General features: G+C 70.8%; 23 protein-coding genes. 19 read left to right on the plus strand and 4 right to left on the minus strand.

What is annotated here, in order from left to right:
* Nucleotides 1-116: 116 nt before the first annotated feature.
* Both DEJ49_RS31790 and galE read right to left on the minus strand, forming a co-directional pair.
* A complete protein-coding gene (locus DEJ49_RS31790) occupies nt 117-1,055 on the minus strand; it encodes a cation diffusion facilitator family transporter (protein ID WP_150187305.1) in 939 nt (312 codons plus the stop codon).
* Nucleotides 1,056-1,234: 179 nt separating this feature from the next.
* Nucleotides 1,235-2,218, minus strand: a complete 984-nt coding sequence (gene galE / locus DEJ49_RS31795) for a UDP-glucose 4-epimerase GalE (protein ID WP_150187306.1) — start codon at nt 2,216-2,218, stop codon at nt 1,235-1,237.
* A 301-nt stretch (nt 2,219-2,519) separates the two neighbouring features.
* Here galE and DEJ49_RS31800 point away from each other — a divergent pair, with 301 nt between their 5' ends.
* The 18 genes from DEJ49_RS31800 to DEJ49_RS31885 all read left to right on the plus strand — a co-directional run bounded on the left by DEJ49_RS31800 (nt 2,520) and on the right by DEJ49_RS31885 (nt 22,556).
* A complete protein-coding gene (locus tag DEJ49_RS31800; protein WP_150187307.1) occupies nt 2,520-4,325 on the plus strand; it encodes a DUF5941 domain-containing protein in 1,806 nt (601 codons plus the stop codon).
* On the plus strand, nt 4,322-5,059 hold the full coding sequence (locus DEJ49_RS31805) for a sugar phosphate nucleotidyltransferase (protein WP_150187308.1): 738 nt from the start codon (nt 4,322-4,324) through the stop codon (nt 5,057-5,059). Before DEJ49_RS31800 ends, DEJ49_RS31805 begins: the two co-directional genes overlap by 4 nt.
* Nucleotides 5,047-6,114, plus strand: coding sequence for an iron-containing alcohol dehydrogenase family protein (locus DEJ49_RS31810; protein ID WP_150187309.1), 1,068 nt, complete (start codon nt 5,047-5,049; stop codon nt 6,112-6,114). The genes DEJ49_RS31805 and DEJ49_RS31810 overlap by 13 nt, the downstream gene beginning before the upstream one ends.
* A complete protein-coding gene (locus tag DEJ49_RS31815) occupies nt 6,092-6,871 on the plus strand; it encodes a CDP-alcohol phosphatidyltransferase family protein (RefSeq protein ID WP_150187310.1) in 780 nt (259 codons plus the stop codon). Before DEJ49_RS31810 ends, DEJ49_RS31815 begins: the two co-directional genes overlap by 23 nt.
* 35 nt (nt 6,872-6,906) lie before the next feature.
* On the plus strand, nt 6,907-7,779 hold the full coding sequence (locus tag DEJ49_RS31820) for a glycosyltransferase family 2 protein (RefSeq protein WP_150188607.1): 873 nt from the start codon (nt 6,907-6,909) through the stop codon (nt 7,777-7,779).
* 96 nt (nt 7,780-7,875) lie between these two features.
* Nucleotides 7,876-8,823: an ABC transporter permease gene (locus tag DEJ49_RS31825; protein WP_150187311.1), complete on the plus strand. Its 948-nt coding sequence runs from the start codon at nt 7,876-7,878 to the stop codon at nt 8,821-8,823.
* Complete coding sequence (locus tag DEJ49_RS31830; protein WP_190329506.1) at nt 8,816-9,622, plus strand: ABC transporter ATP-binding protein; 807 nt, start codon at nt 8,816-8,818, stop codon at nt 9,620-9,622. Before DEJ49_RS31825 ends, DEJ49_RS31830 begins: the two co-directional genes overlap by 8 nt.
* A gap of 346 nt (nt 9,623-9,968) precedes the next feature.
* Nucleotides 9,969-10,865 (plus strand): squalene synthase HpnC, encoded by an 897-nt coding sequence (gene hpnC, locus DEJ49_RS31835; RefSeq protein ID WP_150187312.1) that lies wholly within the window; start codon nt 9,969-9,971, stop codon nt 10,863-10,865.
* Entirely contained in the window at nt 10,862-11,812 is a 951-nt protein-coding gene (gene hpnD, locus DEJ49_RS31840; protein ID WP_150187313.1) for a presqualene diphosphate synthase HpnD, read from the plus strand. Before hpnC ends, hpnD begins: the two co-directional genes overlap by 4 nt.
* A 124-nt stretch (nt 11,813-11,936) precedes the next feature.
* Entirely contained in the window at nt 11,937-13,346 is a 1,410-nt protein-coding gene (gene hpnE / locus DEJ49_RS31845; RefSeq protein ID WP_150188609.1) for a hydroxysqualene dehydroxylase HpnE, read from the plus strand.
* Nucleotides 13,343-14,476: a polyprenyl synthetase family protein gene (locus DEJ49_RS31850; protein ID WP_150174609.1), complete on the plus strand. Its 1,134-nt coding sequence runs from the start codon at nt 13,343-13,345 to the stop codon at nt 14,474-14,476. Before hpnE ends, DEJ49_RS31850 begins: the two co-directional genes overlap by 4 nt.
* Before the next feature lie 134 nt (nt 14,477-14,610).
* Nucleotides 14,611-16,629 carry a squalene--hopene cyclase gene (gene shc, locus DEJ49_RS31855; RefSeq protein WP_150187314.1) on the plus strand — a complete coding sequence of 673 codons (2,019 nt, stop codon included), beginning with the start codon at nt 14,611-14,613 and terminating at the stop codon, nt 16,627-16,629.
* Complete coding sequence (locus DEJ49_RS31860) at nt 16,629-17,282, plus strand: 1-hydroxy-2-methyl-2-butenyl 4-diphosphate reductase (RefSeq protein ID WP_150187315.1); 654 nt, start codon at nt 16,629-16,631, stop codon at nt 17,280-17,282. Before shc ends, DEJ49_RS31860 begins: the two co-directional genes overlap by 1 nt.
* Nucleotides 17,283-17,287: 5 nt before the next feature.
* Nucleotides 17,288-18,310 (plus strand): adenosyl-hopene transferase HpnH, encoded by a 1,023-nt coding sequence (gene hpnH / locus DEJ49_RS31865; RefSeq protein WP_150187316.1) that lies wholly within the window; start codon nt 17,288-17,290, stop codon nt 18,308-18,310.
* Nucleotides 18,311-18,375: 65 nt separating this feature from the next.
* A complete protein-coding gene (gene dxs, locus DEJ49_RS31870; protein ID WP_150187317.1) occupies nt 18,376-20,292 on the plus strand; it encodes a 1-deoxy-D-xylulose-5-phosphate synthase in 1,917 nt (638 codons plus the stop codon).
* Nucleotides 20,289-21,674, plus strand: coding sequence for an aspartate aminotransferase family protein (locus tag DEJ49_RS31875; protein ID WP_150187318.1), 1,386 nt, complete (start codon nt 20,289-20,291; stop codon nt 21,672-21,674). The genes dxs and DEJ49_RS31875 overlap by 4 nt, the downstream gene beginning before the upstream one ends.
* 76 nt (nt 21,675-21,750) lie before the next feature.
* Entirely contained in the window at nt 21,751-22,386 is a 636-nt protein-coding gene (locus DEJ49_RS31880) for a helix-turn-helix domain-containing protein (protein WP_150187319.1), read from the plus strand.
* A gap of 53 nt (nt 22,387-22,439) precedes the next feature.
* Complete coding sequence (locus DEJ49_RS31885; protein WP_150188610.1) at nt 22,440-22,556, plus strand: DUF6126 family protein; 117 nt, start codon at nt 22,440-22,442, stop codon at nt 22,554-22,556.
* Nucleotides 22,557-22,580: 24 nt separating this feature from the next.
* On the opposite strand, the gene DEJ49_RS31890 is transcribed toward DEJ49_RS31885, so the two are convergent.
* Together DEJ49_RS31890 and DEJ49_RS31895 are read right to left on the minus strand one after the other, a co-directional pair.
* The gene (locus DEJ49_RS31890; protein WP_411757215.1) at nt 22,581-23,405 is read right to left on the minus strand and encodes a tyrosine-protein phosphatase; all 825 of its coding nucleotides are present in this window, start codon (nt 23,403-23,405) and stop codon (nt 22,581-22,583) included.
* Nucleotides 23,406-23,539: 134 nt separating this feature from the next.
* On the minus strand, nt 23,540-24,337 hold the full coding sequence (locus DEJ49_RS31895) for an ArsR/SmtB family transcription factor (protein ID WP_150188612.1): 798 nt from the start codon (nt 24,335-24,337) through the stop codon (nt 23,540-23,542).
* Between the two features lie 269 nt (nt 24,338-24,606).
* On the opposite strand from DEJ49_RS31895, the gene DEJ49_RS31900 reads away from it, so the two are divergent.
* Nucleotides 24,607-25,392 (plus strand): SGNH/GDSL hydrolase family protein, encoded by a 786-nt coding sequence (locus DEJ49_RS31900; protein ID WP_150188613.1) that lies wholly within the window; start codon nt 24,607-24,609, stop codon nt 25,390-25,392.
* Nucleotides 25,393-25,410: the final 18 nt, after the last annotated feature.

Consider the following 25,410-nt stretch of genomic DNA (forward strand, 5'->3'; position numbering starts at 1 on the left):
ATGCACGTGTCGCCGCGCGGAGCAGCGCAGACCGCGACAGTCATCAACCCACCTCCCAGGACTCAAGAACTCTGGCCACGATAACACCGTGCGTGACGGGCGGCGAGCCCGGCGCGTCAGTGGCAGAGCTTCGCCTCGTGCTCCGCGTGGCCGCTCGGCTCCAGCTGGAACGTGCAGTGCTCGACGTCGAAGTGGTCGCCCAGGCAGCCCTGGAGCTCGTGCAGCATCTTCTCGTGCCCCGTCGCGTCGAGGGCCCATGAGCTCACCACGACGTGGGCGGAGAGGACCGGCATGCCCGATGTGATCGTCCAGGCGTGCAGGTCGTGGACCTCCTCGACGCCGGGCAGGTCGAGCATGTGCGCCCGCACCTCCGCCATGTCGACGCCCTTGGGCGCCGACTCCAGGAGCACGTTCAGGGTCTCCTTGAGGAGCTTGACCGTACGCGGGACGATCATGACGCCGATGACGAGCGAGGCGATCGGGTCGGCGGCCTGCCAGCCGGTGAGCATGATCAGGACCGAGGCGACGATGACCGTGAGCGAGCCGAGCGTGTCGGCCACGACCTCGAGGAAGGCGCCGCGGACGTTGAGGCTCTCCTTCTGGCCGCGCATGAGCAGCGAGAGCGAGATCATGTTCGCGACGAGCCCGAAGACGCCGAACCAGAGGGCGAGTCCGCCCTCGGTCTCCGCCGGGGTGACGAACCGCTGGACCGCCTCGTACAGGACGTATCCGCCGACGCCGAGCAGCAGCAGACAGTTGGCGAGCGCCGCGAGTATCTCGGCGCGGGCGTAGCCGAAGGTGCGGTTCTCGGTCGGCGGTCTGTTCGCGAAGTGGATCGCGAGCAGGGCCATGCCGAGACCCAGCGAATCCGTCGCCATGTGCGTCGCGTCCGCGATGAGCGCGAGCGAGTCCGCCATGAGCCCGCCCACGATCTGGGCCAGCATGACCGTGATCGTGATGGTCAGAGCAATGCGGAGCCGCCCCTTGTGGGCGTTGGCCGCCGTCCCCGTCGCCGGGGCCCCGTGCAGGTGTCCGTGATCGTGCCCAGCCCCCATGGAGCGGCCCTCCCGCATGCGTCGTCGGTGTGCTGTCCGCTGGTAGCGCGACCACAGTGAACTACGGGTGGGGGGTATCTGGCAACGCGGTACTGAACACCGTTATCACTGCGCTGACCTGCGAAAATGGCAATGGTTGCCGACTGGGGGAGTGGGTGCAGGTCAGAGCGTGGGAACGATCATCCGCGGCGCGCGTCCGGGTGGTGCAGACACCAACCCGCCCACGCCGACTCGACCATCTCGCGCACCCCGCGCCGGGCCGTCCAGCCGAGCTCCGCCGCCGCGAGACGCGCGTCGGCCACGGCACGCGGCGAGTCGCCCGCGCGCGCCGGCTCGACGAGCGCGGGACGCGTGTCGCCGCTCACCTCACCGATGACGGTGATCAGTTCGCGTACGGAAACGCCCTGCCCCCGGCCGATGTTCACCGTCAGATCGCCCTCAACGCCCTCCGCGAGCTTGCGGGCCGCCGCCAGATGGGCCTCGGCGAGGTCGGAGACGTGGACGTAGTCACGGACGCAGGTGCCGTCCGGCGTCGGGTGGGTGTTGCCGAAGATCCGCGGCGACTCGTCGCGGCGCAGCCGGTCGAAGACCATCGGGATCACGTTGAAGACCCCGGTGTCCGCGAGCTCGGGGGCAGCGGCGCCCGCCACGTTGAAGTAGCGCAGGCACACCGTCCCGATGCCGTGCGCCCGCCCGGCCGCCCGCACCAGCCACTCACCGGCGAGCTTCGTCTCGCCGTAGGGGCTGACCGGAACGCACGGCGCGTCCTCGCCCACGAGCTCCGCGTCCGGCGGGTTGCCGTACACCGCGGCCGACGAGGAGAAGACGAAGCGCTTGATGCCGGCCTCGGCCACCGCGTCGAGCAGCGTCGTGAGGCCGCCCACGTTCTCCCGGTAGTAGCGCAGCGGCTGCTCGACCGACTCCCCGACCTGCTTGCGGGCCGCGAGATGCACCACACCGGTGACGCCGTACTCGGCGAAGACCCGGCGCAACAGGTCCCCGTCCAGCGAGGACCCCTTCACCAGGGGCATGTCCGCGGGCAGCCGCTGCGGGACCCCGGACGAGACGTCGTCCAGGACGACGACGTCCTCACCGGCACCGGCCATGACCCGCGCCACATGTGCCCCGATGTAACCCGCTCCGCCTGTGATCAGCCATGTCATGGGCGCCCACCCTAAGCGACCCCCCGGGCGCGGCCCCGCACGGGCATGTGACCGTCAATCGGGCAAGCCGGGCACCGACCGGGGCGCGGTTTGTGGGCGCGGCCCCCCATCCACCATGATGATCGCGAAGCCGAGGCCCTCGCAGGCCGCCCTTATGGGGGCGTGAACGGGTGATGAACGCCCGCTTCCCATCATCCGATAGCCTCAGCCGACGTGCCGCCCGGCCGCCATGGGCCCGGGGGCGCTCCCCTTACGCATGTGCCCGGCGCGAGCCGCGCCGGTACTCAAGGAGTGAGTTCGTCTGTCGACCGCCATCCTCACCGGACAGCCGGTCCCCGGGTCGCCGCTCGAAGGCGATCTGCGGTCCCTCGGCTTCGACGTGCGGGTCGCCTCCGACGCGGCGGACGCCGAGTCGCTGCTCGCGGCCGTGCCCGGCGACCAGCGGGTCGCGGTCGTCGACGCACGCTTCGTCGGACACGTCCACGCGCTGCGCCTCGCCCTCACCGACCCCCGCTTCGCCGCCTCCGCGGTGACCGGCGCCGTCGCGGCCAAGCCGGAGGCCCGCACGGAGCTGACGCGCGCGCTGCGGGCGACCGCCACCACCACCGGCGGCGTCGTCACCCACGACGCGCTCCCCGACGACATCGCCGCGGCCATGGAGTCCGGCGCGACGGACGTGCACCGCCCCGACCTCGGCACCCTCGTCGCCACCGTGCCCGACGACCCCCAGGCGCGGAACGAGGCACGCCAGGCCGTCGCCGCCGTCGACGACGAGGCCGTACGCCTGCGCACCGCGGTGAAGTCGCGGGACGGGTTCTTCACGACGTACTGCATCTCCCCGTACTCGCGCTACATCGCCCGCTGGTGCGCCCGCCGTGGCCTCACCCCGAACCAGGTCACCACCGCGTCGCTGCTCACCGCCCTGATCGCGGCGGGCTGCGCGGCGACCGGGACGCGCGGCGGCTTCGTCGCGGCGGGCGTGCTGCTGCTCCTCTCCTTCGTCCTCGACTGCACGGACGGGCAGCTCGCCCGCTACTCCCTGCAGTACTCGACGCTCGGCGCCTGGCTGGACGCGACGTTCGACCGCGCCAAGGAGTACGCGTACTACGCGGGCCTCGCGCTCGGCGCGGCCAACGCGAACGGAGACGACGTCTGGGCGCTGGCCCTCGGCGCCATGGTCCTCCAGACCTGTCGTCACGTCGTCGACTTCTCGTTCAACGAGGCGAATCACGACGCGACCGCCAACACCAGCCCCACCGCGGCCCTTTCGGACAAGCTCGACAGCGTCGGGTGGACGGTCTGGGTGCGCCGGATGATAGTGCTGCCCATCGGCGAGCGCTGGGCGATGATCGCCGTGCTCACCGCGGTCACCACCCCGCGCGTCACCCTCGTCGTCCTGCTCATCGGCTGCGCCCTCGCCGCCTGTTACACGACCGCCGGACGCGTCCTGCGCTCGCTGACCCGCAAGGCGACCCGCACCGACCGCGCCGCCCAGGCACTCGGCGACCTCGCCGACAACGGCACGCTCGCCTCGTCCTTCGCCGCCCTCGGCCGCCGCGCGCGCTTTCTGCCCGCGCCCGTGTTCGCCTTCGTCGGCGGCGCCGCGGTCGTCGCGGTCGCCGCGTTCACCTCCTACGGCAGCCCGTGGGTCGTCGTCGCCGCGGTCGTGTACGTCGCCCTCTCCGGCCTCGCCCTCGCGCGGCCCCTCAAGGCCCCCCTGGACTGGCTGGTGCCGCCGTTCTTCCGCGCTGCCGAGTACGGCACGGTCCTGGTCCTCGCGGCGAAAGCCGATGTGAACGGGGCGCTGCCCGCGGCTTTCGGGCTGGTGTCGGCGGTCGCCTACCATCACTACGACACGGTGTACCGCATCAAGGGCGGCGCCGGTGCGCCCCCGCGCCGGCTGGTGCGGGCGATCGGCGGCCAAGAAGGCAGGACCCTCGTGGTCGCGCTGGCCGCCACCGTGCTGTCCACCAACGATTTCACCGTCGCGCTCACGGCACTCGCCGTGGCCGTGGCACTCGTGGTGCTCGTCGAGAGCATCTGCTTCTGGGTCGCCGCCGAGAAAAAGGGCGCACCCGCCGTACACGATGAAGGAGAACCCGCATGATCGGCCTCGTCCTTGCGGCAGGCGCCGGACGGCGTCTGCGTCCCTACACGGACACCCTGCCCAAGGCCCTGGTGCCCGTCGATGGTGAGACCACCATCCTCGACCTGACGCTCGGCAACTTCGCCGAGATCGGTCTCACCGAGGTCGCGATCATCGTCGGCTACAAGAAGGAAGCCGTCTACGACCGCAAGGCGGACCTGGAGGCGAAGTACGGCCTCAAGCTGACGCTCATCGACAACGACAAGGCCGAGGAGTGGAACAACGCCTACTCCCTGTGGTGCGGGCGTGACGCCATCAAGCACGACGTGATCCTCGCCAACGGCGACACCGTGCACCCGGTCTCCGTCGAGAAGACGCTGCTCGCCGCCCGCGGCAACGGCCAGAAGATCATCCTCGCCCTCGACACGGTGAAGCAGCTCGCCGACGAGGAGATGAAGGTCATCGTGGACGACGCCAAGGGTGTCCAGAAGATCACCAAGCTGATGGACCCGGCGACGGCCACCGGTGAGTACATCGGCGTCACCCTCATCGAGGGCTCCGCCGCCGACGAGCTCGCCGACGCCCTGAAGACCACCTTCGAGCGCGACCCCGACCTCTACTACGAGGACGGCTACCAGGAGCTCGTCAACCGCGGCTTCAAGGTCGACGTGGCCCCGATCGGCGACGTCAAGTGGGTCGAGATCGACAACCACGACGACCTCGCCAAGGGCCGGGAGATCGCGTGCCAGTACTGACGAGGCTCATCCCCTCGCCGGTCGTCGTCGACATCCGGCCGGGGGCGCTCGACGACCTGGCCGGTGTCCTCGCCGACCAGCGGATCTGCTCGTCGACCGGCAAGCTCGCCATCGCCATCAGCGGCGGCTCGGGCGCGGTGCTCCGCGAGCGGCTGATGCCCTCGCTGGGCGGCGCGGAGTGGTTCGAGGTCGGTGGCGGCACGCTCGACGACGCCATCAAGCTCGGCGAGGACATCCGCAAGTCCGGCCGGTACGACGCGGTCGTCGGCCTCGGCGGCGGCAAGATCATCGACTGCGCCAAGTTCGCCGCGGCGCGCGTGGGTCTGCCGCTGGTCGCCGTCGCGACGAACCTGTCGCACGACGGTCTCTGCTCGCCGGTCGCGACGCTCGACAACGACGCGGGCCGCGGCTCGTACGGCGTGCCGAACCCCATCGCGGTCGTCATCGACCTCGACGTGATCCGTGAGGCACCCGTCCGCTTCGTCCGCTCCGGCATCGGCGACGCGCTGTCCAACATCTCCGCCATCCGGGACTGGGAGCTCGCCGCCCGCGAGCGCGGCGAGGACATCGACGGCCTCGCGGCCGCCATGGCCCGCCAGGCCGGCGAGGCCGTGCTCCGCCACCCCGGCGGCGTCGGCGACGACGGCTTCCTCCAGGTCCTGGCCGAGGGACTGGTCCTCACCGGCATCGCCATGTCGATCTCGGGCGACTCCCGCCCGGCGTCCGGCGCCTGCCACGAGATCAACCACGCCTTCGACCTGCTCTTCCCCAAGCGCGCCGCCAGCCACGGCGAGCAGTGCGGCCTGGGCGCGGCCTTCGCGATGCACCTGCGCGGTGCCCACGAGGAGTCGGCGTTCATGGCCCAGGTGCTGCGCCGCCACGGCCTGCCCGTGCTGCCGGAGGAGATCGGTTTCTCCGTGGACGAGTTCGTGAAGGTCGTGGAGTTCGCTCCGCAGACCCGCCCGGGCCGCTACACGATCCTCGAACACCTCGACCTGTCCACCGACCAGATCAGGGACGCATACGCCGACTATGCAAAAGCCATCGGTAGCTGAGCTCCGCCCGGTTGTTCACCCCCCGGGGGTGAAGGACCGGCGCAGCGGCGAACACTGGGCCGGCCGGCTCTACATGCGCGAGGTCTCCCTGCGCATCGACCGGCACCTGGTGAACACGCGGGTCACGCCCAACCAGCTGACCTACGTGATGACCGTCGCCGGCGCCCTCGCCGCCCCGGCCCTGCTGGTGCCCGGCATCACGGGCGCCGTCCTCGGCGTGGTCGCGGTCCAGCTCTACCTGCTGCTCGACTGCGTGGACGGCGAGATCGCCCGCTGGAAGAAGCAGTACTCGATGGCCGGGGTCTACCTGGACCGGGTCGCCGCCTACCTGTGCGACGCCGCGGTCCTGGTCGGCTTCGGTCTGCGCGCCGCCGACATATGGGGCTCGGGACGCATCGACTGGCTGTGGGCCTTCCTCGGCACCCTGGCCGCGCTCGGCGCGATCCTGATCAAGGCCGAGACCGACCTCGTCGGCGTGGCCCGTCACCAGACGGGCAAGGAGCCGGTCAAGGAGTCGGCGGCCGAGCCGCGCTCCTCCGGCATGGCGCTGGCCCGCAGGGCCGCCGCCGCGCTGAAGTTCCACCGGCTCATCCTCGGGGTCGAGGCGTCCCTGCTGATCCTCGTCATCGCGTTCGTCGACCAGGCGCGCGGCGACCTGTTCTTCTCGCGCCTCGGCGTGGCGGTGCTCGCGGGCATCGCGATGCTGCAGACCCTGCTCCACCTCGTGTCCATCCTCGTATCGAGCAGGTTGAAGTGAGCACCCCCAGCACCCCGAGCCCCGCGGCGGAGAAGCTGAAGGTCGGCGCCGTCATCATCACGATGGGCAACCGGCCGCAGGAGCTGCGCGCCCTCCTCGACTCGGTCGCCAAGCAGGAGGGCGACCCGGTCGAGGTGGTCGTGGTCGGCAACGGCGCCCCCGTGCCCGAGGTCCCCGCGGGCGTGCGCACCGTCGAACTGCCTGAGAACCTCGGCATCCCCGGTGGCCGCAACGTCGGCATCGAGGCCTTCGGGCCCGGCGGCACCGACGTCGACATCCTGCTCTTCCTGGACGACGACGGCCTGCTCGCCACCCTGGACACGGCGCGGCTCTGCCGCGAGGCGTTCGCCGCCGACCCGGAGCTCGGCATCATCAGCTTCCGCATCGCGGACCCGGACACGGGGGAGACCCAGCGGCGCCACGTGCCGCGGCTGCGGGCCTCCGACCCGATGCGCTCCTCGCGCGTGACGACCTTCCTCGGCGGCGCCAACGCCGTCCGCACGAAGGTCCTCGCCGAGGTCGGCGGGCTGCCCGGCGAGTTCTTCTACGCCCACGAGGAGACCGACCTCGCCTGGCGCGCGCTCGACGCGGGCTGGATGATCGACTACCGCTCCGACATGGTCCTGTTCCACCCCACGACGGCCCCCTCGCGGCACGCGGTCTACCACCGGATGGTGGCCCGCAACCGCGTCTGGCTGGCCCGTCGCAACCTCCCCGCGCCGCTGGTCCCGGTCTACCTCGGTGTCTGGATGCTCCTCACCCTCGCCCGACGCCCCTCGGGCCCGGCCCTGAAGGCCTGGTTCGGCGGCTTCAAGGAGGGCTGGACCACGCCCTGCGGGCCTCGCAGGCCCATGAAGTGGCGTACGGTGTGGCGGCTGACCCGACTGGGCCGACCTCCCGTCATCTGACAAGCTCGGGTCTGAGAGCATTCGGGCCATACCCCGGTCCCTGGCCCACGCCTACGCCCGACCGGCTGCGCTTTTCGAAGACGAAAGTTTCCACTCGTGAGTGAGACAACGCATGACGGCGGAGTCGCGGTGACAGCATCACCGTCGACTCCGTCGCCCGATGACGGGCTCTCCCGGGCCGAACTCGCCGCCAAGTACGGTCTGACCGTCAGCGGCGCCCGCCCCGGACTTTTCGAGTACGTCCGCCAGCTCTGGGGACGGCGCCACTTCATCCTTGCCTTCTCCCAGGCGAAGCTGACCGCCCAGTACAGCCAGGCCAAGCTCGGCCAGCTGTGGCAGGTGGCGACGCCGCTGCTGAACGCGGCGGTCTACTTCTTCATCTTCGGGCTGCTGCTCGGCGCCCGTGAGGGCATCCCGCACGAGATCTACGTGCCGTTCCTGGTGACGGGTGTCTTCGTCTTCACGTTCACGCAGAGCTCGGTCATGGCGGGCGTGCGGGCGATCTCCGGCAACCTCGGCCTGGTCAGGGCCCTGCACTTCCCGCGGGCCTCGCTGCCGATCTCCTTCGCGCTGCAGCAGCTCCAGCAGCTGCTCTTCTCGATGATCGTGCTCGTCGTGATCATGTGCGCGTTCGGGATCTTCCCCGCCCTGTCCTGGCTGCTCGTCCTGCCCGCGCTGGTCCTGCAGTTCGTCTTCAACATGGGCCTGGCGCTGATCTTCGCCCGGATGGGCAGCAAGACGCCCGACCTGGCGCAGCTCATGCCGTTCGTGATGCGGACCTGGATGTACGCCTCGGGCGTCATGTTCAGCATCCCCGCGATGCTCGCGACCAAGAAGGACGTGCCCGCCTGGGTCGGGGACGTGCTCCAGTGGAATCCGGCCTCCATCTACATGGACCTGATCCGCTTCGCCATGATCGACAAGTACGACTCCTCGTACCTGCCCCCGCACGTGTGGGCCTTCGCGGTCGGCTGGGCCGTGGTGATCGGCGCGGTCGGGTTCGTGTACTTCTGGAAGGCTGAGGAGCGGTACGGCCGTGGCTGACGACAAGACCCCCGAGAAGGGCGACGCGAACGCCGGCAAGGGGCACATCCCCACCGTCATCGCCGACGAGCTGCACATCGTCTACCGCGTCAACGGCGCGAAGACGGGCAAGGGCAGCGCCACCTCCGCCCTGAGCCGCATCCTCAGGCGCGGCGAGGAGCGCGGGGTGCGCAAGGTGCACGCCGTGCGCGGCGTCAGCTTCACCGCCTACCGCGGCGAGGCCATCGGCCTCATCGGCTCCAACGGCTCCGGCAAGTCGACCCTGCTCCGCGCCATCGCGGGCCTGCTCCCCGCTGAGCGGGGCAAGGTCTACACCGACGGCCAGCCCTCGCTGCTCGGCGTCAACGCGGCCCTGATGAACGACCTGACGGGTGAGCGCAACGTCATACTCGGCGGGCTCGCGATGGGCATGTCCCGCGAGCAGATCCGGGAGCGCTACCAGGAGATCGTCGACTTCTCGGGCATCAACGAGAAGGGCGACTTCATCACCCTTCCGATGCGCACCTACTCCTCCGGCATGGCGGCCCGTCTCCGCTTCTCCATCGCGGCGGCCAAGGACCACGACGTCCTGATGATCGACGAGGCCCTGGCCACCGGTGACCGCAAGTTCCAGAAGCGCTCCGAGGCCCGCATCCGCGAGCTCCGCAAGGAGGCCGGCACGGTCTTCCTGGTCAGCCACAACAACAAGTCGATCCGCGACACGTGCGACCGCGTGCTGTGGCTGGAACGCGGCGAGCTGCGCATGGACGGGCCGACCGACGAGGTCATAAAGGAGTACGAGAAGTTCACGGGCAAGTAGCCCGATCGAGCCACGGGGGAACACCCGTTCGGCAGTAGTGCCCCGCCGGGAGGAGCCCGGCGGGGCACTGTCGTGACATGGTGTCCCCGGGGCCACTCGGCCCCCTCAACTAGCCGTCGGCAAAGGAAGATTGACGCCGATCGGTGTGTTGTTGTGATGCGCCGAACACCCCGACGATGCGTGTTGGGTTGTACAACGTAAGCTGTACAGGTGCTGATTCGCGGCAAGTGGGGCGATATCGCGCGGTGCCCCGCTTCGGAGCACGGCCCACCTCGGAGAGAGCCGGGCGGCGTGTCCGAAATAGGATGTATTGGGTCGGCAGTGTAGAACGGGAGATGTGACGGCAATGGCTACGGATGATCTCCAGCTCCGCGATGCTTCCGCCGTCCTCGCCAAGGCCGCGGACGAGAACTTTCCGGTCGCGCCCTTCTTCCTCCCCCGGGCCTGGCGCGACGACCTCATGGCCGTCTACGGCGTCGTCCGCCTCATCGACGACATCGGCGACGGCGACCTGGCCCCCGGCGCCGGCCACGCCCGCCACCTCGGGCTCGACGCCGACACGGACGAACCCCTGCCGCTCCTGGACGCCGTCGAGGCCGACCTGGACAAGGTCTTCGCCGGCGCCGAGCCCGGCCACCCGCTGGTGCGGGCGCTGCGCCCGGCCGCCGAACGCGGAACCCTGACGGCCGCCCCCTTCCTGGCCCTGATCGAGGCCAACCGCCAGGACCAGGTGATCACGCGCTACGAGACGTACGACGACCTCGTCGCGTACTGCGCGCTCTCCGCCAACCCCATCGGCCGCCTCGTCCTGGCCATCACGGGGACGGAGACCCCGGAGCGCGTCCGCCGCTCGGACGCTGTCTGCACCGGCCTGCAGATCGTCGAGCACATCCAGGACGTCGCCGAAGACCTGCGGCGCGGCCGCATCTACCTGCCTGTCGAGGACATGAAGCGGTTCCACGTGAGTGAGTCAGATCTGGCCCTGCCGACGGCGGGCGCATCGGTGCGCGCCCTGGTCGCATTCGAAGTGGAACGCGCCCGCGGCCTGCTGAATGAAGGCACCCCCCTGGTGGGTAGCGTCCACGGCAGGCTGAAGCTGCTGCTGGCCGGTTTCGTGGCAGGGGGGAGGGCGGCCACCCGGGCGATCGTCACCGCCGGGTACGACGTCCTGCCCGGGCCGCCCAAGCCGACCAAGCCGCGTCTGCTGCGCGAGACGGGTGCAGTACTGCGAGGAGAGGGGTGAGCCGGGCCGTGGAGTCGGATCAGCACGTATCCGCGTCGGTGCTCGCCGCCTACAGCTACTGCGAGGCCGTGACCGGCAGCCAGGCGCGCAACTTCGCGTACGGCATCAGACTGCTGCCGACGCCCAAGCGCCGGGCGATGTCCGCGCTCTACGCCCTCTCCCGGCGGGTCGACGACATCGGCGACGGCGAGCTCGCCCTGGACGTCAAGGCGCAGCGGCTCGATGACACCCGCGCGCTGGTCGCCCGGATCCGCGCGGGCGAGGTGCACGAGGACGACACCGACCCCGTGGCGGTCGCCCTCGCCCACGCCGCCGCGCACTTCCCCATCCCGCTGGAAGGCCTCGACGAACTCATCGACGGCGTCCTGAAGGACGTACGTGGTGAGACGTACGAGACGTGGGAGGACCTCAAGGTCTACTGCCGCTGCGTCGCCGGGGCCATCGGGCGGCTCTCGCTCGGCGTGTTCGGCACGGAGCGGGGGGCGCTCCACGCCGAACGTGCGCCCGAGTACGCGGACACGCTCGGTCTCGCGCTCCAACTGACCAACATTCTCCGGGACGTTCGCGAGGACGCCCTGGACGGGCGGACCTATCTGCCCGCCGACGACCTCGCCAAGTTCGGCTGCTCCGCCGGGTTCGCGGGCTCCGAACCGCCCGCCGGAGCCGACTTCGCCGGCCTCGTCCACTTCGAGGTGCGCCGCGCGCGTGCCCTGTTCGCCGAGGGCTACCGCCTGCTGCCCATGCTGGACCGGCGCAGCGGCGCCTGCGTGGCCGCCATGGCCGGCATCTACCGACGTCTCCTCGACCGCATCGAGCGCGAGCCGGAGGCGGTCCTGCGCGGCCGCGTCTCGCTCCCCGGGCGCGAGAAGGCGTACGTCGCCGTGCGCGGACTGTCCGGTCTCGACGCGCGGAACGTGTCACGACAGACCGTCCGGAGGCGTGTGTGATGCGCATCCGGAGCGATCGTGGGGCAGTTGGGGCAACGTTCGCAAAGCGGCGGGCAACCCTCCGCTCCAAGGTCGCGTCCCAGACTGCAACGGCCGAAGGGGTGGGTGCATGACGAGGGAAGACATGCAGCCCGAGGGGCTGACCGAGGACGCCGAAGGCCGCTCCGCAGGGGCGGCCGCCGTAGTGGTCGGCGGCGGCCTCGCGGGCGTCACCGCCGCACTCGCGCTCGCCGACGCGGGCCTGCGCGTGACGCTGCTCGAAGGACGGCCGCGGCTCGGCGGCCTCGCGTTCTCCTTCCGGCGCGGCGCCCTGACCGTCGACAACGGCCAGCACGTCTATCTGCGCTGCTGCACCGCCTACCGCTGGTTCCTCGACCGCATCGACGGCACACACCTCGCACCCGTGCAGGAACGTCTCGACGTGCCCGTCCTCGACGCCGACCGCAACCGGCTCGGGCGCCTCAGGCGCACCGCGCTCCCCGTGCCGCTGCACCTCGCGGCGAGCCTCGCCACCTACCCGCACCTGTCGGCCGTCGAGCGCGCCAAGGTGGGCCGCGCGGCGCTCGCCCTCAAGGGACTCGACCCGGCCGACCCCGTGCTCGACGGTCAGAACTTCGGCAGCTGGCTCGCCAGGAACGGTCAGTCCGCGCGCGCCATCGAGGCCCTCTGGGATCTCGTGGGCGTCGCGACGCTCAACGCCACCGCGGGCGACGCCTCGCTCGGGCTCGCCGCGATGGTGTTCAAGACCGGGCTGCTCTCCGAACCGGGCGCCGCCGACATCGGCTGGTCCCGGGTGCCCCTCGGTGATCTCCACGACACGCTGGCCCGCAAGGCGCTCGACGCCGCGGGAGTACGTACGGAACTAAAGGCACGCGTCACCTCCATCTCCCGTACGGACAACGGCGGTTGGCGCGTGGAGGTTCCCGGCGGGACCATCGAGGCGGAAACCGTCGTGCTCGCCGTGCCGCAGCACGAGACGCACGACCTCCTTCCCGACGGCGCCCTCGACCAGCCCGACCGGCTGCTCGACATCGACACCGCGCCGATCCTGAACATCCACGTCGTGTACGACAGGAAGGTCCTGAAGCGGCCCTTCTTCGCCGCCATCGGCACGCCGGTGCAGTGGGTCTTCGACCGGACCGAGGCCTCCGGACTGACCGAGGGGCAGTACCTGGCGCTCTCGCAGTCGAACGCGCGGGACGAGATCGACGCGCCCGTCGCCGCCCTGCGAGAGCGCTATCTGCCCGAGCTGGAGCGGCTGCTGCCAGCGGCCCACGGCGCCGAGGTACGGGACTTCTTCGTCACCCGCGAGCGCACGGCGACCTTCGCGCCCACCCCCGGTGTCGGCAGGCTCCGCCCCGGTGCCCGCACGAAGGCCCGCGGCCTGTACCTCGCGGGCGCGTGGACCGCCACCGGGTGGCCCGCGACCATGGAGGGCGCCGTACGCAGCGGCATCAGCGCGGCCGAAGCCGCCCTCTCCACCCTCGACCGCCCCCGTGATCACCTCTTCGCATTCGAGGAGGCGGCGGCGTGAAGCTCGACCTTCTGGGGTCAGGTCCCCAGCGAAACAGCACCGGAACAAGAGGAGAAACTGTGCCGACTGTGCCCTCGGCCGAGAAAACGGCTGCCGACACGGTGGACGTGACCTCACTGCTCGAGCAAGGAAGGACGCTGGCCACCCCGGTGCTGCGGGCCGCGGTGGACCGTCTCGCGCCGCCCATGGACACCGTGGCCGCCTACCACTTCGGCTGGATCGACGCGGAGGGCAACCCCTCCGACGGCGACGGCGGCAAGGCCGTGCGGCCCGCGCTCGCCCTGCTCTCCGCCGAGGCCGCGGGCGCGCCCCCCGAGGTCGGCGTCCCCGGCGCGGTCGCCGTCGAGCTCGTGCACAACTTCTCGCTGCTGCACGACGACCTGATGGACGGCGACGAGCAGCGCCGCCACCGCGACACCGTGTGGAAGGTGCACGGCCCCGCGCAGGCCATCCTCGTCGGCGACGCACTCTTCGCGCTCGGCAACGAGATCCTCCTCGAACTCGGCACCGTCGAGGCGGGCCGCGCCACCCGCCGCCTCATCACCGCCACCCGCGCCCTGATCGACGGCCAGGCCCAGGACATCAGCTACGAACACCGCGACCGGGTCACCGTCGAGGAGTGCCTGGAGATGGAGGGCAAGAAGACCGGCGCCCTCCTCGCCTGCGCGGTCTCCATCGGTGCCGTACTGGGCGGCGCGGACGACCACACCGCCGACACCCTGGAGAAGTACGGGTACCACCTCGGCCTCGCCTTCCAGGCCGTGGACGATCTGCTCGGCATCTGGGGCGACCCCGAGGCCACCGGCAAGCAGACGTGGAGCGATCTGCGCCAGCGCAAGAAGTCGCTGCCCGTGGTGGCCGCCCTGGCCGCGGGCGGTCCCGCGTCCGAGCGGCTCGGCGAGCTGCTCACCGCCGACTCCAAGAGCAGCGACTTCGAGAACTTCTCCGAGGACGAGTTCGCCGCGCGCGCCGCCCTCATCGAGGAGGCCGGCGGCCGCGAGTGGACCGCCAAGGAGGCAAGGCGCCAGCACGCCATCGCCATCGAGGCCCTGGACCACGTCCAGATGCCGGACCGTATCCGGGCGCAGCTCGTCGCGCTCGCCGACTTCGTCGTCGTACGAGAGAGATGAGCACTATCGCGCGGATATCCGGGTGACCCGGGGGGAGGCCCCCGGACCCACAGGCAGTCGCCGGCCGGCGTGACGCGTCGGCCGACGGCGGACCCACAGCAGACGTAGCCACCGCACTGCACGAAGGGGAAGCCATGACAGCGACGACCGACGGAAGCACCGGAGCGGCCACGCCCCGCGCAGCCTCGGCCAGCCAGTCCACCGAACCCGTAGACCTGACCGATACGACCGCGACAGACCCCCGCGAGGCCGCCGCGCGCGCCATGCGGCGCTCCACGGACTTCCTGCTCGCCCGGCAGGACGCCGAAGGCTGGTGGAAGGGCGACCTCGAGACCAACGTGACCATGGATGCCGAGGACCTCCTCCTGCGGCAGTTCCTCGGGATCAGGGACGAGGACACCACGCGCGCCGCCGCGCTCTTCATCCGCGGCGAGCAGCGCGACGACGGCACCTGGGCCACGTTCTACGGCGGCCCCGGCGAACTCTCCACCACCATCGAGGCGTACGTCGCACTGCGGCTGGCCGGCGACCGGCCCGACGAGCCCCACATGGCGAGGGCCTCCGCGTGGATCCGCGACCGGGGCGGCATCGCCGAGGCCCGGGTCTTCACCCGGATCTGGCTCGCCCTCTTCGGCTGGTGGAAGTGGGACGACCTGCCCGAACTCCCGCCGGAGCTCATCTACTTCCCCAAGTGGGTCCCGCTCAACATCTACGACTTCGGCTGCTGGGCGCGGCAGACGATAGTGCCGCTCACCATCGTGTCCGCCAAGCGGCCCGTGCGCCCCGCCCCGTTCGCACTGGACGAGCTGCACACCGACGCGCGCGTACCGAACCCCACCAAACCCCTCGCACCCGTGGCGAGTTGGGACGGTGTCTTCCAGCGGCTCGACAAGGCGCTGCACGTCTACCACAAGGTCGCGCCGCGCCCGCTGCGCAGGGCCGCGATGAACAGCGCAGCCCGCTGGATCATCGAGCGGCAGGAGAACGACGGCTGCTGGGGCGGGATCCAGCCGCCCGCCGTCTACTCCGTCATCGCGCTGCACCTGCTCGGCTACGACCTGGACCACCCCGTCCTGAAGGCCGGACTCGCCTCGCTCGACCGGTTCGCCGTGTGGCGCGAGGACGGCTCGCGGATGATCGAGGCCTGCCAGTCGCCCGTGTGGGACACCTGCCTGGCGACGATCGCCCTCGCCGACGCCGGAGTGCCCGCCGACCACCCGCAGTTGGTCAAGGCCGCCGACTGGATGCTCGGCGAGCAGATCGTGCGGCCGGGCGACTGGTCCGTGCGCAGACCCCGACTGACGCCCGGCGGCTGGGCGTTCGAGTTCCACAACGACAACTACCCCGACATCGACGACACCGCGGAGGTCGCCCTCGCGCTGCGCAGGGTCGCGCACCCCGACAAGGCGCGCCTGGAGAACGCCATCGACCGCGGGGTCCGCTGGAACCTCGGCATGCAGTCGAAGAACGGCGCCTGGGGCGCCTTCGACGTCGACAACACCAGCCCCTTCCCCAACCGGCTGCCGTTCTGCGACTTCGGCGAGGTCATCGACCCGCCGTCCGCCGACGTCACAGGACACGTCGTGGAGATGCTCGCCGTCGAGGGCAGGTCCCATGACCCGCGCACCCGGCGCGGCATCGAGTGGCTCCTCGCCGAACAGGAGGAGAACGGCGCCTGGTTCGGACGCTGGGGCGTCAACTACATCTACGGCACCGGGTCGGTGGTGCCCGCCCTGATCACCGCGGGACTGCCCGCCTCGCACCCGGCGATCCGGCGCGCGGTGCGGTGGGTCGAGTCGGTGCAGAACGACGACGGCGGCTGGGGCGAGGACCTGCGCTCCTACCGCGACCGGGGCTGGGTCGGTCACGGCACGTCGTCCGCGTCGCAGACCGCGTGGGCGCTGCTGGCCCTCCTGTCGGCGGGGGAGCGGGAGGCCAAGTCGACGGAGCGGGGCATCGCCTGGCTCGTCGAGGCGCAGCGCGCGGACGGCTCGTGGGACGAGCCGTACTTCACCGGCACCGGCTTCCCCTGGGACTTCTCCATCAACTACCACCTGTACCGGCAGGTGTTCCCGCTCACCGCCCTCGGCAGGTACATCAACGGGGAGCCCTTCGCGGGCGGCTCCGGCGCCCGCCCCGCCAAGGGCAGCTGATGGACAGGACCCCGGCCCCCCGGCCGGGCCCCGCGCCGCTGCTGATCGCCTGCGCGCTCGGCATCGAGCGCTTCGCCCTGCGCACCGGCGACCGCAAGGGCGCGCCGGGAGACATGACCGTGCTGCGCACCGGCATGGGCCCCAAGAACGCCGAGCGCGCCGTCACCGGCGCGCTCGGACAGCACACCCTGCGCGACGCGGCCGTACTGGCCACCGGCTTCTGTGCCGGACTTGCCCCCGGCATGCACCCCGGCGACCTCGTCGTCGCCGAGGAGACCAGGGACGCGCGCGGCAGCACACCCTGCACGGGAACCGGGCTGCTGGTCGAGGAGCTGGTGCGGGCCGTGCCCGGCCGCACCGTGCACACCGGACCGCTCACCGGCTCCGACCACGTCGTCCGCGGCGCCGAGCGCGGCGCCCTCCTGGCCACGGGCGCGATCGCCGTGGACATGGAGTCCGCCGCGACGCTGCACAGCGCCGTACGCACCGGTCAGCGGCCCGTTGCCGCCGTCCGGGTGGTCGTGGATGCCCCACAGCACGAACTCGTCCGCATCGGCACGGTGCGCGGTGGAATATCAGCTTTCCGTGTTCTCCGTGCCGTGCTCCCCGCTTTCTTTGAATGGCACCGTTCTTCGCTGCTCCCCCGGAGGTGAGCCAGATGGCCATGCCGCTTCGTCAGTCCATCAAGGTCGCTACGTATCTCTTTGAACAGAAGCTGCGCAAGCGCGACAAGTTCCCGCTGATCGTCGAATTGGAACCGCTCTTCGCCTGCAACCTGAAGTGCGAGGGCTGCGGCAAGATCCAGCATCCGGCCGGGGTGCTCAAGCAGCGCATGCCGGTGGCCCAAGCCGTGGGCGCCGTCTTGGAGTCCGGCGCCCCGATGGTGTCCATCGCCGGCGGCGAACCGCTGATGCACCCTCAGATCGATGAGATCGTGCGGCAGTTGGTGGCGAGGAAGAAGTACGTCTTCCTCTGCACCAACGCCATGCTGCTGCGCAAGAAGATCGAGAAGTTCGAGCCCTCGCCGTACTTCGCGTTCGCCGTGCACATCGACGGGATGCGGGAGCGGCACGACGAGTCCGTCGCGAAGGAAGGCGTCTTCGACGAGGCCGTGGCCGCCATCAAGGAGGCCAAGAAGCGCGGCTTCCGGGTCACCACCAATTCGACGTTCTTCAACACCGACACCCCGCAGACCATCATCGAGGTCCTGAACTTCCTCAACGACGACCTGAAGGTCGACGAGATGATGTTGTCGCCCGCCTACGCCTACGAGAAGGCGCCCGACCAGGAGCACTTCCTCGGTGTCGAGCAGACCCGCGAGCTGTTCAAGAAGGCCTTCGCGGGCGGCAACCGGCGGCGCTGGCGGCTCAACCACTCGCCGCTCTTCCTGGACTTCCTCGAGGGCAAGGCGGACTTCCCGTGCACCGCGTGGGCCATCCCGAACTACTCGCTCTTCGGCTGGCAGCGCCCCTGCTACCTGATGAGCGACGGGTACGTCCCCACGTACCGCCAGCTCATCGAGGAGACCGACTGGAGCAAGTACGGCCGCGGCAAGGACCCGCGCTGCGCCAACTGCATGGCGCACTGCGGCTACGAACCGACCGCCGTTCTGGCCACGATGGGCTCCCTCAAGGAGTCCATCCGCGCGGCCCGCGAGACGGTCTCCGGAAACCGCGGGTGACGTCGTGACCCCCGGAGGCCCGTTTCCCGGGCCTCCGGGGGAACAACCAGAGAGGGGGCTCGAGCATGACCATTCTCGACACCATCAGGGGGCCACGGGATCTGAAGGGGCTCTCCGGGGCCGAGCTCGACGAACTGGCAGGGGAGATCAGGGAGTTCCTGGTGCACGCGGTCGCCAGGACGGGCGGCCATCTCGGCCCCAATCTGGGGGTGGTGGAGCTCTCCATCGCCCTGCACCGCGTCTTCGAGTCGCCGGTCGACCGGCTCGTGTGGGACACCGGCCACCAGAGCTACGTCCACAAACTGCTCACCGGACGCCAGGACTTCTCCAAGCTCCGCGGCAAGGGCGGCCTCTCCGGCTACCCCTCGCGCGAGGAGTCCGAGCACGACATCGTCGAGAACAGCCACGCCTCGACGGCGCTGGGCTGGGCGGACGGCCTCGCCAAGGCGCGGCAGGTCCTCGGCGAGCGCGGCCACGTCGTCGCCGTCATCGGGGACGGCGCGCTGACCGGCGGCATGGCCTGGGAGGCCCTGAACAACATCGCGGCCGCGAAGGACCGGCCGCTGATCATCGTCGTCAACGACAACGAACGCTCGTACGCACCCACCATCGGCGGCCTCGCCAACCACCTCGCGACCCTGCGCACGACCGACGGCTACGAGCGCGTCCTTGCCTGGGGCAAGGACATCCTGCAGCGCACGCCCGTCGTCGGGCAGACGCTGTACGAGTCGCTGCACGGCGCCAAGAAGGGGTTCAAGGACGCGTTCGCGCCACAGGGCATGTTCGAGGATCTGGGGCTCAAGTACGTCGGGCCGATCGACGGGCACGACATCGGAGCCGTCGAGTCGGCCCTGCGCCGTGCCAAGCGCTTCCACGGCCCCGTACTCGTCCACTGCCTCACCGAGAAGGGCCGCGGCTACGAACCCGCGCTCGCCGACGAGGCGGACCGCTTCCACACCGTCGGCGTCATGGACCCGCTCACCTGCGAGCCGCTCGCGCCGTCCAACGGCCCGTCCTGGACCTCCGTGTTCGGGGACGAGATCGTCCGCATCGGCGCCGAGCGCGACGACGTCGTCGCCATCACCGCGGCCATGCTGGGCCCCGTCGGCCTGACGAAGTTCGCGGAGGCCTACCCCGACCGGGTCTGGGACGTCGGCATCGCCGAGCAGCACGCCGCCGTGTCCGCCGCCGGGCTCGCCACGGGCGGCCTGCACCCGGTCGTCGCCGTGTACGCCACGTTCCTCAACCGCGCCTTCGACCAGCTCCTGATGGATGTCGCGCTGCACCGGTGCGGGGTGACGTTCGTGCTCGACCGGGCCGGGGTCACCGGCGTCGACGGCGCCTCGCACAACGGCATGTGGGACATGTCGATCCTCCAGGTCGTGCCGGGGCTGCGGATCGCCGCGCCGCGCGACGCCGACCAACTGCGGGCCCAGCTGCGCGAAGCGGTCGCCGTCGACGACGCGCCGACGCTCCTGCGCTTCCCCAAGGAGTCGGTGGGGCCCGCGATCCCGGCCGTGGACCGGATCGGCGGCATGGACGTGCTGTTCGGCGACGCGTCGGCGGACGCGGAGGTGCTGCTCGTCGCCGTCGGGGTGATGGCGCCGGTCTGTCTCCAGGCCGCCGAGCTGCTCCGGGAGCGCGGTCTGCGCTGCACCGTCGTCGACCCGCGCTGGGTCAAGCCCGTCGACCCCGAGCTGCCCGGCCTCGCCGCACGCCACCGCCTCGTCGCGGTCGTCGAGGACAACAGCCGTGCCTCCGGGGTCGGCGCGGCGGTCGCGCTCGCGCTCGGCGAGGCCGAAGTCGACGTACCGGTGCGGCGGTTCGGCATCCCCGAGCAGTTCCTGGCGCACGCCAAGCGGGGCGAGGTCCTCGCCGACCTCGGGCTCACCCCCGTCGAGATCGCAGGACGCATCAGCGCCACGCTGACCGCCAAGGACGGCGCGCACCAGCAGGGCCCAGGCAAGGAGTACGACGTATGACCAAGGAGTTCGACCTCGGCCGGCTTCTCGCCGAGCGGGGCGCCGAACGGTACGAACTGCACACCCGGCACCTCAACCACCAGCTGCCGCGCATGCTGCACACCATCGGCTTCGACAAGGTCTACGAACGGGCCGAGGGCGCGTACTTCTGGGACACGGACGGCAACGACTACCTCGACATGCTCGCGGGCTTCGGCGTCATGGGGCTCGGCCGGCACCACCCCGTCGTACGCAAGGCGCTCCACGACGTCCTCGACGCCTCGCTCGCCGACCTCACCCGCTTCGACTGCCAGCCCCTGCCCGGGCTGCTCGCCGAGCAACTGCTGAGGCACAGCCCGCACCTGGACCGCGTCTTCTTCGGCAACAGCGGCACCGAGGCGGTCGAGACGGCGCTGAAGTTCGCCCGCTACGCGACCGGGAAGCCACGGGTGCTCTACTGCGCGCACGCCTTCCACGGGCTCACCACGGGCTCCCTCTCCGTCAACGGCGAGGACGGCTTCCGGGACGGCTTCGCGCCGCTGCTGCCCGACACCGCGGTCCCGCTCGGCGACCTGGACGCGCTCGCCCGGGAGCTGCAGAAGGGCGACGTCGCCGGGCTGATCGTCGAGCCCATCCAGGGCAAGGGCGTGCACGAGACCCCGCCCGGCTATCTGCGCGCCGCCCAGGAGCTGCTGCACCGACACAAGGCGCTGCTCATCGCCGACGAGGTGCAGACCGGCCTCGGCAGGACCGGTGACTTCTACGCCTACCAGCACGAGGAGGGCATCGAGCCCGACCTGGTCTGCGTCGCCAAGGCGCTGTCGGGCGGCTATGTGCCGGTCGGCGCGACGCTGGGCAAGGACTGGATCTTCAAGAAGGTCTACTCGTCGATGGACCGGGTGCTCGTGCACTCGGCGAGCTTCGGCTCCAACGCGCAGGCCATGGCGGCCGGGCTCGCCGTCCTGTCGGTCATCGAGGACGAGAAGGTCGTCGAGAACGCCCGGGTCACGGGCGAGCTCCTGAAGTCCCGGCTCGCCGCCCTCGTCGACCGCTACGAGCTGCTGAGCGAGGTGCGCGGCCGCGGGCTGATGATCGGCATCGAGTTCGGACGCCCCAGGTCCCTCAAGCTGCGCGGCCGGTGGACGATGCTGCAGGCGGCCCGCAAGGGGCTCTTCGCGCAGATGGTCGTCGTACCGCTGCTGCAGAAGCACCGCATCCTCACGCAGGTCTCCGGGGACCACCTGGAGGTCATCAAGCTGATCCCGCCGCTGACCGTGGGGGAGCGGGAGGTGGACCGCTTCGTGGACGCCTTCACCGCGGTGATGGAGGACGCGCACGGAGGCGGCGGACTGATGTGGGACTTCGGCAGGACGCTGGTGAAGCAGGCGGTCGCGAACAGGTAGACGAGAGGCGGTCCGTCGTTTTTGCCTCTCGGGCAAGAAAGTTGCCCGAGAGGCAAGGCTCTGGCTCAATCAAGGTATGAGCCCTGCCGAGCCCACGGAGCCCGCACCGCCGCCCGAGGCGGCCGAAGCGCTCCCCGCCGTGGCACCCCAGCTGCGTGAACTGCGCCGCCGCGCCTCCCTGACCCTGGAGGCCGCGGCCCGCACGGCCGGGCTCTCGCCCGCCCACCTCTCCCGCCTAGAGACCGGGCAGCGCCAGCCTTCCCTGCCGATGCTGCTCACGCTCGCACGTGTCTACGGTACGACGGTCTCGGAGCTGCTCGGCGAGACGGTCGCGGACCGGGACGCGGTCGTCCGCGCCTCGGACATGGAACCGACCGCGGCCGGCGGCTGGGCCTACTGGCAGGCGGGCGCCTCCGGCCGCGGCATGCAGGCGCTGCGCGTGCACGTGCCGCACGGGGCGCAGGGCGACATCGTGCGCGTCCACCCCGGCGAGGAGTGGCTGTACGTCCTGAAGGGGCGGCTGCGGCTGCGCCTCGGGGACACCGCGCACCTCCTCGGTCCGGGCGACAGCGCGCACTTCGACTCGCTGACCCCGCACCGGATCGCCGCCGCCGACCCGGGCGGCGCCGACCTCCTCTTCGTCCACACGCTGCTGCAGAGCCCCGCCACCGCGCTGTGCCTCGGCGGCCCCACTCAGGGAGACCCGACATGACGGAACCGGAACAGCAGAGCCCTGTTCAGCCGGAGCGGCCCGCCCGCAACACCATGGAGGAGAAGTTTCCCCGGGCGCTCTGGGTCCGACTGATCATCTATGTGGCCGTCGGCCACGTCTTCGCGGCCTTCCTCTACCTGCTCTTCGAGGTGGGCGCGAACAGTAAGTAGCGGCTCGGTCCGGCGCGGTCCTGCTCAGTCGAGGAGGCGCTCGCGCAGCCTCTCGCGCGTCTCGGCGCTGAGCTTCAGACCCGCGGAGAGGTACGTGTCCACGTCGCCCCAGGTCTCGTCGATCGTCTCGTACGCCGCCGCCAGGTACTCGGCGCGGGCGTCGAAGAGCGGGTCGAGGAGCTCCATGACCTCGGGCGACATCGCGTTCGGGGAGCTGTCCGAGCGGTGCACCTTGTAGCGGCGGTGCTTCACGTTCGACTTGAGGTAGTCCGCCTCGATGGCGTCGCGCTCCACGCCCACGGCGAGGAGCGTGACGGCTATGGACAGGCCCGCGCGGTCCTTGCCCGCCGCGCAGTGCATCAGGGCGGGCACGCTGTCCTCGGCGAGCGCGTGCAGCACCTTGCTGTGCTCGGCGGTGCGCTCCTTGATGATCGTCCGGTACGCGGCGCCCATCCGGTCGGCGGCCCTGCCGTCGGAGAGGATCGAGCGCAGCTGGTCGAGGTCGCCGTCGCGCACCATCTTCCAGAACTCGGCGCCGTCGGCCGGGTCGGTCAGCGGCAGGTTCACGTTGCGCACGCCGGGCAGCTCGATGTCGGGACCTTCGAGGCGCTGGTCGGCGTCGTTGCGGAAGTCGAAGATCGTGTGCAGGCCGAGCGAGGAGAGGAACGCGGCGTCGTCGGCGGTGGCGTGCGCCAGGTGGCCGCTGCGGAAGAGCCTGCCCCGGCGGACGCGCCGCCCGTCCACGGTCGGCAGCCCGCCCACGTCACGGAAGTTGCGCACTCCGGCGAGGTCGGGCTCCGACAGCTCCACCAGTGCTGCCAGCTCTGTCGGCGGGGACTCCTGCGTCACGGGCTCTCCTCGGGCTCTGCGCCGGCGCGGCTCGCCGGTAGATGCGTCTTTGACGATACGACATGGCTTCCCGGGGCGATCAAGTCTCGGCGGTGGCCCGTCACGTCTCCGCGTCGCAGCCCTCCCGTGGCACGTCAGGCCAGGGGTTCGCCGGTCTCCAGGAGGGTCTTGAGGCTGGAGAGGATGGCGGGCCAGCCCTGGCTGCACATGGACTTCAGCGTGTCCGCTCCGTCGAACTCGTGGGTGACGGTCAGCTTCACCCGGTCGCCCTCGGGCTCCAGGTCGAAGGTGACCCGGGAACGCCGCTCGCTCGCGAGTCGGGCGCGCAGTTCCTCGTCGATGCCGTTCGCCTCGGCCCACTGCGGACTGAAGGTGTGCCAGGTGTAGGCCAGCCTGCGGTGCGGTTCGTGGACGAGGACGACCTGCTCGGGGTCCTCCGTGGTGGCGCCCGTCTCGGTCCAGGTCATGGGCGATCCCGGGGTCCAGTCGGTGCCGAAGCTCACGCCCCAGTACCGGCGGGTGAAGGCCGGGTCGGTCAGGGCCTGCCAGAGCCGCTCGGGGGTGGTGCGGATGTAGGTCGTGTACACGAACGTCGTGCTGTCGTCGATGCTGTCGCTGTTCATGGTCGGTTGCTCCAATGCTCTCTTCAGGTCCGCGAGGGCGTGGGCCCGTTCGCGGTCGAACCGGCTGATCCAACGCTCGGCGATGGCGTTGATCGGAGCGGCGTTCAGGTAGTGCAGCTTCTCCCGTCCCTGCCGCGCCGTGGTGACGAGCTCGGCGCCCTCCAGGACCGCGAGGTGTTTGCTCACCGACTGCCGGGCCATGTCGAGGCCCGCGCACAGCTCCCGCAGGGTCTGTCCGTTGCGGTCCCGCAACCGGTCCAGCAGCTGCCGCCGGACCGGATCGGCCAGCGCCTTGAACGCCGCGTCCACTGTCTGCCACCCCCAGTCATGCAGCCGCACGGCTGCCTCTCCATGATTGGCAGCCGAATGGCTGCATGTCAACCGAGGAGGCATCGCCGGGAAAGGACCGCCGGACGGGACTGGCACTTATTCCGAAGTTGGGTGAATCTTGACCGGTGGCTTATCTCACCCTCCGTCAACCCCTCCCTACGGTGGCGTAGGTCACTTAGAGAGGTGAAGGATGTGACGTCGTGAGCGCAGAGTCGACAACCTTCATCCACCACTCCATCAACACCGGAGTGATCAACTCCTACGCAGCGCTCGGCGACAGCTTCACCGAAGGCGTGGGCGACCCGTCCCCCGACGGCACGTTCGTCGGCTGGGCCGACCGCCTCGCGGTCCTGCTCGACGACCGGGTGCCCGAGCACACCTTCCGGTACGCCAACCTCGCCGTCCGCGGCAAACTCCTCGACCAGATCGTCGAGGACCAGGTGCCGCGCGCCAAGGAGCTCGCCCCCGACCTGGTGAGCTTCTGCGCCGGGGGCAACGACATCATCCGGCCCGGCACCGACCCCGACGAGGTCGCCGAGCGGTTCGAGCGCGCCGTCGCCGACCTCTCGTCAGCGGTCGGCACGGTCATGGTGACCACCGGCTTCGACACCCGCGGCGTCGCGGTCCTCAAGCACCTGCGCGGCAAGATCGCCACGTACAACATGCACGTCCGCGCCATCGCGGACCGCTACGGCTGCCCCGTCCTCGACCTGTGGTCCCTCAAGACCGTCCAGGACCGCCGGGCGTGGGACGGCGACCGGCTGCACCTCTCCGCCGAGGGCCACACGCGCGTGGCGTTGCGGGCCGGCCAGGTGCTGGGGCTGGACGTGCCCGCCGACCCCGACCAGGCATGGCCGCCGCTGCCGCCGCGCGGCACGCTGGAGGTGCGCCGCGACGACATCCACTGGGCGCGCGAGTACCTGGTGCCGTGGATCGGGCGGCGCATCCGCGGCGAGAGCTCCGGGGACCACGTGGAGGCGAAGGGCTTCCGCAACATCGACGCCCTCAAGATGCAGATCCACGCCGGTTCCTGAAAAGCCCGTGCCATGAGC

Source organism: Streptomyces venezuelae (assembly GCF_008642335.1).
GTDB lineage: Bacteria > Actinomycetota > Actinomycetes > Streptomycetales > Streptomycetaceae > Streptomyces > Streptomyces venezuelae_F.